This is a genomic window from Aliivibrio finisterrensis (assembly GCF_008933155.1).
Classification (GTDB): Bacteria; Pseudomonadota; Gammaproteobacteria; order Enterobacterales; family Vibrionaceae; genus Aliivibrio; species Aliivibrio finisterrensis.
On the sequence record NZ_WBVP01000018.1, the window covers coordinates 26720 to 39361 of the forward strand.

Consider the following 12642-nt stretch of genomic DNA (forward strand, 5'->3'; position numbering starts at 1 on the left):
ACAAAGAGTCTTTTTTGCGTCATTTTTGTCAAAGCTACGCAAACAAACTAAAATTTCCTTCAAAATTGTGATGAATTAAGTATACTGAATTCATCACAATTTGAAGGTAACCTGAATGATCCATATCGTTATTTTAGCGACTATGGTGTTACTTTATTTTGTTGGTTGGTCTCGCTTCGGTACTCGAGAATTACGCAATGCAGCCAAGAGGTTTAGTGAAATAATTCCTGCCCCTCAAGAGCTAGTTATTGAATGGATTATGTATAATAAACAGATATTGGATATCAATGAGTTTCAACGTTTCATCATCCATTTAAATAGAGCAAGCACTGAAGATTTAAAAGCAGAGCTAGATAGTTTTTCACATTATCTTGAAATACACGCGCCAGAGTACGTGATTACAAGAACTCCTTCTTAAACTATCAGCGATATTAAACAAAAAGGCTCAAAGTTAATGACTCTGAGCCTTTTTAATTTTATCGCTAACCGTAATTAACTTCTTGAGCCTAACTTCACTTTACCTTTCGAATTAAACCACAATGCTTGTGCTTTCTTCTTTCCGATAAGTATTGGTAAGTCATCGTAAAATAAAAAGTTTTTCCATGTTTGCTTAAATGTGCCCCAAGAGGTTTCAATCAGATTGTATTTCTCATAACAAAAATAAACCGTTACATCATCAGCCCAATCAATGAACTCTAATACTTCTTCAGGTAATGCTTCGTTGTCACTGTCCCAACGATGCTGCCAATCAATTTCATTACTCCATGAGCTTTTTTTCATTGGCCATTCTTTTGAACCAAAATGATCTGCGGTTGGACTATTCACACTGATAAAGTCATTCCAAACCTGAGCAGATTTTGCTTGAGTGAATGGCTTAATTAATGGTAGTAATGCATCATCAACTGGCATTGATTGATGAGTGAAAATCCATTTGCGGTTGTATTCATCTAAAGGTAAATAGCTCATAGTTCATTCTGTATTTAAGACATGTACACCTATTCTATCGTCTTTTTTTATTAAGCCCAAATAAGAATATTTAACAGTGGGTTGATTTTTATCATTAAGCCCCTCATTACAATAGTATTGAATAACAAAGCTATACTGATTCTATAAATTAGTCTTCATTAAAATTATAATTATTCGGTTACACATGCCTTCTGCTTCGTTTATGTGTAATCACCATTACAAGGATTATTTCATGATCACGCATGTTGGCATATTAGATCAAGACCCCGTCCGTCTTGTAACCCCCCTTTTGGATCTCTCCGTAAAAGGCGAGCATATGATTTTCATTGGCGATGAGACACAAAAAGATATGTTTCACCGTTTAGAAAGCATACTTCAATATAAAGGGATCACCTCTGACTTCTATGAAATCCCAAATATCGTAGATACTCATTTAATCAAAGAATCTTTACAAGCACTAGCTGCTGAAATGAAACTGCACTTTAGTGATATAAAGCTAAATGCAAGTTGTGGACTTCGACACCGTCTTCTTTCTGCCTATGAAGTGTTTCGTTCATATCATTGGCCAATTTTTGTTGTCGAACCATTCAGCGATAAATTATGTTGGCTTTATCCTGATGGTCGCAAACAAAAACACGTAGCTGATAATATCCGTTTAAGTGATTACCTTGCTATCTTTGGTGCGCGTTGTGAGTTTTCTGAATCTGAACTTCCAGAGAGCATTGATAAACGTCTGCGTGAGCTTTGCCAGCGTTGGGCAAGTAATGCACTAGAATTAGGCCCAGGTCTTGCTACATTGAACTACTTAGCGACAACTTGTCGTAAAGAACAACGCCTTGATGTTGAGGTGACAGAGAAGCAGCAGAGTTATAAAGAACTAAATATGTTGCTAACTGATCTTGTTGAAACAGGATTAGCTACCTACGAAAACGGCACATTAACTTTCGACTGTGAAGAAGCACGACGCTTAGCTAACGGTGAGTGGTTAGAAATTTTAGTTCATAATACCGTGGTTGATATTCAACAGTACCTACCTACTCTGCAAGACCATTCATTGAATGTTCAAGTTCATCGTGAAATTGGAACGAAAGACGTTCGTAATGAACTTGATGTGGTTAGCATAGTAAATAACAAGCTGCATATCATTGAATGTAAGACTAAAGGTATGCGAGATGATGGCGATGATACGCTTTATAAATTAGAGTCGTTACGTGACCTTCTAGGTGGCTTGCAAGCACGAGCTATGTTGGTAAGCTTCCGTCCTCTACGCAATAACGACATTATGCGCGCGCAAGATTTAGGCTTAGCTATTATTGGACCTGATGAATTGGGCGATCTTAAAAAACATCTGTTAAATTGGTTCTTGGCGGCTGGCGGTCATTAATCATTCAGCTAGACTCATTTAAAAATAAAAAAGACCATATCATTGGTCTTTTTTATTTTCTGCTGTGTACTCTGCAGATATAAAAATGCCGCTGATTTATTACAAACCAGCGGCATCTTAGTAGCTTTTTATGTTCTTCTATTATAGAAGATTACGAGCAGCTTCAATTACCACTTTAATTGAACGTGCTTCTGTTTCTTTTAATGTCGCGTGATCAGGTGTCTCTTTTTGAGTACGGTTGATAATTACGCCCGCAACACAACCCGCACGTAAACCAGAGCTTGCACACATTGTTAATAATGTTGCTGATTCCATTTCAAAGTTCAGTACGCCCATGTCTTGCCACTCTTGCATAGAACCTTGGAAACGCTTAACAACACGACCTGAGAACGTATCGTAACGTTCTTGACCTGGGTAGAAAGTATCACTTGATGCTGTCACACCTGTGTGAACCGCTGCACCTTGATCAACAACCGCTTTACGCATTGCCGTTGCAACATCAAAGTCAGCAACTGCTGGGAATTCCATTGGAGCAAAGTGAAGACTTGCGCCATCTAAACGAACAGAGCCAGTAGTCACAATCATGTCACCTACATTTACATGCGGTTGAATTGCGCCTGTTGTACCTACACGTAGGAAAGTACGAACACCCAATTGCGCTAGCTCTTCAACAGCAATTGAAGTCGATGGACCACCAATACCCGTTGAACATACTACAATTTTCTTGCCATCTAGCTCAGCTAGGTACACTGTGTATTCACGGTGGCTTGCTAGAAATTTAGGGTTTTCCATTTGCTCTGCGATTTTTTGAACACGCGCTGGGTCACCAGGAATGATCGCCATTTCTGCACCTTGAAGATCTGCCTGTGTTACGCCTAAATGGAATACTGCTGCTGTCATGGTTAACTCCTTGCGATTGTAGGGTCGCGTTAATTTAATTAGTTATAATTGATTCGATGAAGTTACTTTACCCAAACACCTCTTGCATTAGTGTGATTAAGATCCCGAAAAGAATGTTGATAACATACACTCTTGCAAGGAAAACCGATTGGCATCACAGAAAATAAAGGTTGTCGATTAACTTATACTCAAGATTAACTCTACTGACAGAGCCTTACAATAATTTCAAACTCAATAAGTATAATTGTATGCCCAATATTTGAACTCACAGATGTTCTAGAAAAAACGAAATACGAACAACAAAGTTAATTTACCTCCCTCAATATCACTTTTTTAATAATTAATAACCTTAGGATTGGCTTTTTACCCTATCATATCCTTAACTTATAATAAGTTGTATATTGAGGTCACGGATGAATAAGCAGTCAGAAAAAAATAACTCAAATAATAAAGCCGAATCACTTTTAAATTCGGAAAAAGAAAAGTCACCGTTTAAACATAAAAAAAATAAAAGCCAAACCTATCTAGCAAAGAGACTCTCTCAATATCCTCAATTAATGTTAATTTTACCCAGTTTTTCTTTGTCTCAAACTCTTACATCAGAAGACAATATTGAAGAAAAAGACTCAAATATAGAAAGCGGTACATTAGATGTGTCGAATTCTCATCATAATGAATCACTCATTTCACCTCTAGCTCCTATTGTTGAAAACAAAATGAGTAATATTCAACCTAACCAAGATGATGCGAATGAACACACTCCAATGGCAACGCCAAGTGCACGAAGTAGTTCCCATTTAGCCTCACACGCAATAACTCCTATTGTGATTCTTCCTACGCCAGTGCAAAATCATACAATCAACCAAGCTCCTGCTATGTTGGTTACCCCCCCTACGACCTTAAGCACACCTCCTCTACAACACTCACAGCAGCAAGCTATTATTTCAGGAAAAGACTCTGCGACAACAACCGAAGATGTGACAACTCATGTTGCCGGAAAACTGACAGTAATAGACCCTGATCTTGGTGAGGCTCATTTTTCAAACACTGATATTTCAGGTTCGCTAGGCACTCTGCACCTTACTAACTCTGGAGCATGGACGTACGATCTAGACAATACTAACCCGAGGGTTCAAGCGTTAGGTAAAGGCGCGACAGCTACCGATACTATTACTGTTCATTCGGCCGACGGCACGCCTCATCATGTGACTATCACAGTAAATGGCACTAACGATAAAGCTGTTATTGCAGGGATAGACTCTGGGGCGGTCACCGAAGAATCTCAACTTCATACCTCCGGCACACTGACTGTCACCGATGTGGATACAGGCGAAGCGCACTTCTCTAATAGCAACATTATTGGGACTTTAGGTACGTTACACTTAACTGATAGCGGCGCATGGACGTACGATTTAGATAACACCAATCCAACTGTTCAAGCGTTAGGTAAAGGCTCGACAGCTACTGATACCATTACTGTTCATTCGGCCGATGGCACACCTCATCAAGTAACTATCACGGTTAATGGCACTAATGATAACGCGGTAATTGGTAGCTCGAATACTGGGGCTGTGACGGAAGAAACACAACTTCATACCTCCGGCACACTGAGTGTCACCGATGTCGATACCGGCGAAGCGCACTTCTCCAATAGCAACATTATTGGGACTTTAGGTACGTTGCACTTAACTGATAGCGGTGCATGGACATACGACTTAAATAACACCAATCCAACCGTTCAAACGTTAGGTAAAGGCTCGACAGCTACCGATACGATCACCATTCATTCGGCCGATGGCACGCCTCATCAGGTAACTATCACAGTTAATGGCACTAATGATAAAGCCGTGATTGGCGGATCTAATACTGGCGCGGTAACAGAAGAATCTCAACTTCAGACCTCAGGCACACTGACTGTCACCGATGTCGATACAGGTGAAGCGCACTTCACTACCTCATCCACAGGAAGCATTGATATTGCTGGCACTTTGGGTACCCTTCACCTAACTGACAACGGCGCATGGACGTACGATTTAGATAATACTAATCCGACAGTTCAAGCATTAGATAAAGGCTCAACAGCAACAGATTCCATCACAGTACACTCTGCCGATGGTACACCTCATCAAGTAACGATTACCGTTAACGGCACTAATGACAAAGCGGTAATTGGCGGTTCAAATACTGGCGCAGTAACAGAAGAATCTCAACTTCATACCTCCGGCACACTGACTGTTACGGATGTCGATACTGGCGAAGCGCGCTTCACTACCTCATCCACAGGAAGCATTGATATTACTGGCACTTTGGGTACCCTTCACCTAACTGACAACGGCGCATGGACGTACGATTTAGATAACACCAATCCAACCGTTCAAGCGCTAGGTAAAGGCGCGACGGCGACTGACACCATTGCTGTACATTCTGCTGATGGCACACCGTATCAAGTAACCATCACGATTAATGGTACTGATGATAAGGCAGTAATTGGAGGTACGAATACTGGCGCGGTAACGGAAGAATCTCAACTTCAGACCTCAGGTACACTCACCGTGACTGATGTCGATACCGGCGAAGCGCACTTCTCCAATAGCAATGTACAGGGCACGTTTGGTACGCTGCACTTAACGGATTCTGGTTCGTGGACGTACGATTTGGATAATACCAATCCTAAAGTTCAAGCATTAGGCCAAGGAAAAACCGCGACCGATACCATCACGGTTCAATCGGCTGATGGTACTACTCATCAAATGACGATTACGGTAAATGGCACTAACGATAAAGCTGTGATTACTGGCACTAACGTAGGTGTAGTGACTGAAGAATCTCAACTTCATACCTCCGGCAGACTGACTGTCACCGATGTGGATACTGGCGAAGCGCATTTCTCCAATAGCAACATTATTGGAACTTTAGGCACACTACACTTAACAGATAATGGTTCGTGGACCTATGATCTAGATAACTCAAACCCGACCGTTCAAGCACTTGGGCAAGGTCAGCAAGTAAAAGATATTATTACTGTTCAGTCAGCCGATGGAACACCCCACCAAATTGCAATAGTTGTAAACGGTAGAAACGATGCAGCTGTCATTACGGGGACAACCACAGGTGCGGTGACAGAAGATCGTATCAATGGTATGCAATGGTTGTTAACCGATGGGAAAATGCATGTCTCCGATAGCGATTCTGGAGAGGCTAAGTTTGATCCGGTTATACATGCGCATAATTATGCGGGCATTGGCTATACATCCATACTTGGTGCAGAGGTAATTGTAACTCCAGATGGCGATTGGCATTACCAACTGGATAATAATATTCAGCAGGTTCAATCTTTAGGGCAAGGTCAGTCCTATGTCGATAAAGTCACAGTGCATACCGTCGATGGCACAACGCAAGAATTACAAATCACCATTACTGGGACAAACGATAATCCAACGGTCACAGGTTCTAGGGTATTACCCGCAGGTTCCGAAGATCAAACATTGCATATCACTCAAACTCAGCTCCTAGCTGGTGCGAGTGATATTGATAAGAACGATGCTAGCACTTTGTACGTTGATGCTGTTACCGCTGATCACGGCACGGTTACGCATAATACCGATGGTTCCTTTACTTTCCATCCGGACAAAGACTACAACGGCCAAGTCCACTTCACTTATGATGTAAAAGACGCTCATGGTGGTTCAGCACAAGCAACGGCATCGACAATGCTTACTGCAACATCAGATTCAGCCATTATTAGTGAGGTATCGACTGATCATGTCACTGAAGATGGTCCGCACAGCAGACACAATGCAGGAGTAACAACCGAACTCGCAAATGGGCGGCTACAAGTTGTGGATCCTGATAGTGGTGAGGATAAATTCCAATACAGCCAGTTTGGTGAAACGGCCATTCACGACCCGTTTGGTGGCATGTTACGGATTGATAGCATGGGCAATTGGGGATACAGCGTTAATAACGCGAATTTGCAGCACCTTGCCGAGGGGCAAACTGAAACCGTTGTCTACCGTGTACATAGCTATGATGGAACGGCTTACGAGTTACACATTAATGTAGTCGGCACCAACGATGCACCAACCGTTACTCAAGTCGCGCTGAGCAACGGTACTGAAGATACCCATTACCAAATGCAAGCCAGTCAATTTGGATTCAGTGATATCGACACTGGCGATACGCTACATTCCATAGCAATCACAGATCTACCACTAGCAACACAAGGGAAGTTTGTGCTTGATGGACATGATGTTACATCGGGACAACAGATCCCTACAGCTGACATTAGTAAGCTTCAGTTCGTTCCTGCGCAAGATTTTAATGGCGATGTTCAGTTTAAATATACTGTTAACGATGGACATACCGACTCTACAGAGGCTACCAACACACTTCATATTGATGCTGTGGGAGATGTGGCAGTTGTAACAGGTGTTGATATTGGCGATGTCCATGAAGGACATGGCTATACTGCACCAGATGGCAGTATGTCCGTTGGCAGTGTTGATGATCGTTCACCTGACTATATGCACGGAAATATCGGGAAGTTGTGGAACGATGAAATCCATACCGATGGCCACCTATCGATAGTGGATGCTGATGCAGGTGAAAGCCAGGCCCAAACAGGCACTTATTACGGCACTCATGGTCGTGTCATACTTCAAACTAACGGAGATTGGAGTTACTTTGCCTCCATCGGCCAAGATGCAACCGGCAGAGCTATTGATCATCTGGGCAAAGGGGAATCACTAACCGATACTGTCACCGTTAAATCTGCAGATGGTACCACACACGATATCGTTATCACCATTCATGGCGATAACGACCGTCCGTATTGCTCTGGTGAGGTGCAACTCAACAGCGGTAAAGAAGACCTCGCGCAAACCATCACTGCATCTGAACTTTTGGCAAACACCATAGATGTAGATACCAATGACATAGGCAAACTGACGATTACGAATCTTCATGCCGATCATGGGTCTGTTCTAGATAACCATGACGGCACTTACACTTTTACCCCAAGCAAAGACTATAACGGTCAGGTTCATTTCACTTATGATGTGCAAGATGCACATGGCGGTGTTACTGCTACGGGCGCAACGTTGCAACTTGTTGCGGTATCAGATGCTGCCCAAATTATTGCAGCTGGTGTGACTTTAAAAGAAGATCATGTTCTCAGTGGCACTACTTCTCTGCATTCAGAAGGGCAGTTTCATGTTATCGACCCTGATGGCCCTTCCGAGTCTCAATTTGCCATGGCTCCGGGACAGATAACGTCTTTCTATAAAGGCTCATTCGGTGGTGACTTACAAATAAACTCCAACGGAAATTATTTCTATAACATTGATAATAGTACCGTTGATCATCTAAGAGATGGTGAGCATGTAACAGACCGATTTACAATAAAAAGCGTTGACGGTACAACGAAGGAAATTGAATTTGTGATTCAAGGTACGAGTGATACACCGACGATTGCCCGCTCTAGTTTACACGAGTTTTCCTTTGAAGATGGAAGCGTTCTACATGGCAGTCTCTATGGACTCGATCCCGATAAAGGTGATAAACAAACTTTAACGTATGAAGCGTTAGGGAGTGCCGCTGGATTTCATTTAGATCCAGATGGTAGTTACACCTTCGACCCATCTAATTCGGCATACCAACACGCTTCATTAACTTATGGGAGTGATTTACAAATCTATGTCCCAGTCAAAGTTACGGACAGTGAGGGCTTGTTGAGTGTTCACAATATGCGCTTTACTGTTATGCCCACCAACGATGTGCCAATTGTAACCAGCTCTGTTTCCCTAAGCTCAGGCACTGAAGATCATTCCGTCGTACTGCATAGCCGCGAGTTGTTGGCTCATGCCAGTGATGTCGATGATTATGACCGATTGCATATATCCAATCTTCACGCAGACCATGGTTCGATTGCTGATAACCATGATGGGACATTTACCTTCACGCCTAATAGCAATTATAATGGTGCCGTTAAGTTTAGCTACGATGTGACGGATAACCATGGCGCATCGACGCATACCAGTGCCTCTATGACGCTGGCTGCTGTGGAAGACAAAACTGAGTTTATTGGCGCTAACCACGGGGTTGCTACAGAAGACATCCGCACCCCAATGAGTACAAATGTTTCGCTATTAGATGCCGTTGATTGGCAGGCATTGCAGATTACCGATGTTGACAGTCCCAATACACAAGTCACGGTCGAATTTGCGGGTAAACAATACACATGGGATTTAGGATCTGATCTCGACGTTACAACACCCTATGGTAAATTCCAATTCCACACCATTGCCAGTGGGCCCCATCAAGGTGAGCACTCTTGGAGTTATATTGGCGACAATAATAATGTTCACGTGCAAGAATTAAAGCATGGTGAATCATTAACTGAATCAATAAAGCTAATAGCAACCGACGGTACTGAATTTCCTATTACGGTTAAGGTTTACGGCACAGAGGATGGGGTCGTAATCGATTCCAAATCAGAACTTGGTCATGTCGTAGAAAATGCCCAAACAGGTGCTTCAGTTTCCGGCAATGTGGTCGCACACGATGTTGATCTCCACGATACGGTGAGCTGGACACAAACACCAACAGGTGGCATTAGCGGTCAATATGGCACGTTCCACCTAAGTACCGATGGGCAATGGCATTATGACGTTGACCAAAGTAAAGCTACAAAATTAGGAGACGGTGACGAGTATTGGGAACACTTTACAGTTGAGGCAGTATCTACTGATGGTAGCCACGTCTCGAAAAGTGTCTCCGTTGTTGTGCATGGCAATAATGATGTACCAACCGTTAGTGGTGAAGTCACTTTACCTTCAGGCAACGAGGATACTTCAATACATATCACTCAAGCTCAATTAGTCGCCAATGCTATCGACGTAGATGCCAATGATAGGGGTTGGTTACACGTTGAAAACTTAACCGCAGACCACGGTAGCTTAGTATCAAATTCAGATGGTAGTTTTACCTTTAATCCCGACCCTAATTACAACGGAACGGTCCACTTTACTTACGATGTTGCCGATAGACACGGTGGTATTGCTCATACTGGTGCGAACACAACACTTGCTGCCGTCAATGATGCTGCTGTTTTTAGTGGTGTCGATACGGGAAGTGTTACTGAAGATCACAACGTCCACGCTTCTGTACAAGGAAACTATTCTTATAAGCTTGAGACAAGTGGGACATTAACGGCGACAGATACGGATACCGGTGAGTCAGGCTTCGATTTTAGAACATTGATAACAGCTTCAACTCATCCTGAATGGGCACCTTACCGATCAAAACTGGGAGGACAGCTGGAAATAGATCAACATGGCAACTGGAACTATTACATTGATAACCGCAAGCCTGAAGTTCAGGGCTTAGGTGCAGGTGAGACTCTAACTGACACCGTCACTATCCACTCTAAAGATGGGACTCCATATGTCATTACAGTCACAATTCAAGGCACCAACGATGCTCCAATTCTCGGAGTCAACCAAACATCATCGACTACGGGTACATTAACAGAGACTGATGTAGATGTTACTGACTCTCATACCTTCTCTGTCGTCAGTTCTGCAGGTCAATTCGGTTCACTGTCCGTCGATCCAACTACAGGTGATTACGTCTACACACCAAATACGTCTATCGCAGGGATGAGTTATAACTCTGCCACCAACACCTATCATGGTGTCGATGTGTTCGAAATAAAAGTCAGCGACGGCCATACGGAGGATTCGAAATTCATCACCTTTGATGCCTCAGGACATGTCACCATGTCCCCAACAGGTAGCTTGACCACATCAACCACAGTGCCTCAACAACCTACAGTTACAACGACACTACCAACCTTGCTGATGGTCAACACCGTCGCACCAACCAACACCGTCACTCTGGATCTTGCATCAACAAGCGATTCAGGTTCATCGAACACTGACAACCTTACCAACGACGCTACCCCAACGATTACCGGACACACTGATATTCCGTATTCGCAAGTGACCGTTTACGATGGTTCAACACCCGTTGGACACGCGGTGTCTGATGCATTTGGACAATATAGTGTTGCGGTAAGCAGCTTATCGGACGGCGATCATAATCTATCCGCCAAAGCACTGGCTCCCTCATCAGGGCTACCGGCTACGTCTTCGCTTCTTTCTGTCCATATAGATACACAGGTTAGCGTTCCTACGATTACTTTTGAAAACGCAGGGGCAGACAACTTATACAACAAAGCTGAAATCGCCCGAGGCCATGCAAATACGATCACAGCAACCGTGACACCTCCTGGTGATGCCAAAATCGGAGAGCATCTTGTCGTTAACGGTCAGGATCATGTATTAGATGCTCATACTCTACAGCATGGAATACAAATTGAAGTTCATCCCGGTTCTAATGTACAAGCAACAATGACTGACGAACACGGTAATGCCGCAGGTAGCCAAGGTTTCGCTGCAAGCGCTATTCCTGAACCTATCATTGTCAGACCACCATCGGGAAGCCACCAAGTCTCTGGCACGCTTGGGGTTCCACCACTATTACCATCGTTAACTCCAGTACCAACAGCACAAAGCGGTTGGCGAATCCATTTACCGAATGGACAGTACGTCACCAGCCACCATGGGCAATATGGAACATTAACTATTGACCCTCAGACTGGTCATTTACATTATCAAGAGCAAGCCCAAGTTCACACGGGTCCTCATGGCAGCGCTTCGGGAGTCGGCCAGCATGAAGACAAGTTTGAAGTGGCACTGCAAGGGACAAACCAAGATGAAGTAGTCGCCCATGTGAACGTTCAAATACTCAGTCACGGACCTGGGAATAGTGGTAAACTTACAATTGGAACCGAAGTTGTTGATATGACGATCACGCCTGTAGCCCATGCATCACACCCTGCTCCACCACCACCTCCGGTGCAACATGATGAGCCAGACATGACTTCACAAGCGGACTTTACGGTTACACTAAGCGATGACAGCTATCTTGATTTAACCCAACACGCTCACCATGAACCAGATCAACAAAACAGCCACCATGGTGCTGCAGCTTATCTGGATGTTCTGGGCATTAAACCTGACACGGCATCGACAACGGTTCACGATCAACCTACCGATATGGACATCGTGCTTGCACAAGTAGACCAATCAGATGCAACAACACATGACCAAGCGCACTTGGATATGTCGGATGCGCTTGAACACCATGATACGAACATCAACCACAACCAAGATGATGAACATCACCATCACAATGATATAGATGGACTTCCAGATATCGACCCAAACTCATAACTTAAAACAAGCAGAAATAAAAAGGGATCACATAACGTGATCCCTTTCTATATATTGTTACTTTCTATTCGCTGATAAATCACAAGAATTAGGACA

The 12642-nt window shown here is 43.3% G+C and carries 5 protein-coding genes; 3 read left to right on the forward strand and 2 right to left on the reverse strand.

Annotated features, from left to right (window positions below; all coding sequences use genetic code 11):
• The first annotated feature begins 115 nt into the window (after positions 1-115).
• On the forward strand, positions 116-418 hold the full coding sequence (locus tag F8B77_RS14290; RefSeq protein WP_151656015.1) for a hypothetical protein: 303 nt from the start codon (positions 116-118) through the stop codon (positions 416-418).
• Positions 419-492: 74 nt separating this feature from the next.
• Here the strand turns inward: F8B77_RS14290 and F8B77_RS14295 are convergent, their stop codons facing one another.
• Positions 493-966 (reverse strand): DUF2947 domain-containing protein, encoded by a 474-nt coding sequence (locus F8B77_RS14295; protein ID WP_151656017.1) that lies wholly within the window; start codon positions 964-966, stop codon positions 493-495.
• A gap of 232 nt (positions 967-1198) precedes the next feature.
• Here F8B77_RS14295 and F8B77_RS14300 point away from each other — a divergent pair, with 232 nt between their 5' ends.
• Positions 1199-2350 carry a DUF1887 family protein gene (locus tag F8B77_RS14300; RefSeq protein WP_122033011.1) on the forward strand — a complete coding sequence of 384 codons (1152 nt, stop codon included), beginning with the start codon at positions 1199-1201 and terminating at the stop codon, positions 2348-2350.
• A gap of 141 nt (positions 2351-2491) precedes the next feature.
• Here the strand turns inward: F8B77_RS14300 and udp are convergent, their stop codons facing one another.
• Positions 2492-3250, reverse strand: a complete 759-nt coding sequence (gene udp / locus F8B77_RS14305; protein ID WP_151656019.1) for a uridine phosphorylase — start codon at positions 3248-3250, stop codon at positions 2492-2494.
• Positions 3251-3663: 413 nt separating this feature from the next.
• Between udp and F8B77_RS17995 the strand changes: the two genes are divergently transcribed.
• Complete coding sequence (locus F8B77_RS17995) at positions 3664-12546, forward strand: VCBS domain-containing protein (protein ID WP_244298264.1); 8883 nt, start codon at positions 3664-3666, stop codon at positions 12544-12546.
• The last annotated feature ends 96 nt before the right edge of the window (positions 12547-12642 follow it).

Bases quoted from the DNA above. Each gene is read 5' to 3' on its own strand.
- F8B77_RS17995 (WP_244298264.1), top strand. From the start codon at position 3,664: ATGAATAAGCAGTCAGAAAAAAATAACTCAAATAATAAAGCCGAATCA.
- udp (WP_151656019.1), bottom strand. From the start codon at position 3,250: ATGACAGCAGCAGTATTCCATTTAGGCGTAACACAGGCAGATCTTCAA.
- F8B77_RS14290 (WP_151656015.1), top strand. From the start codon at position 116: ATGATCCATATCGTTATTTTAGCGACTATGGTGTTACTTTATTTTGTT.
- F8B77_RS14300 (WP_122033011.1), top strand. From the start codon at position 1,199: ATGATCACGCATGTTGGCATATTAGATCAAGACCCCGTCCGTCTTGTA.
- F8B77_RS14295 (WP_151656017.1), bottom strand. From the start codon at position 966: ATGAGCTATTTACCTTTAGATGAATACAACCGCAAATGGATTTTCACT.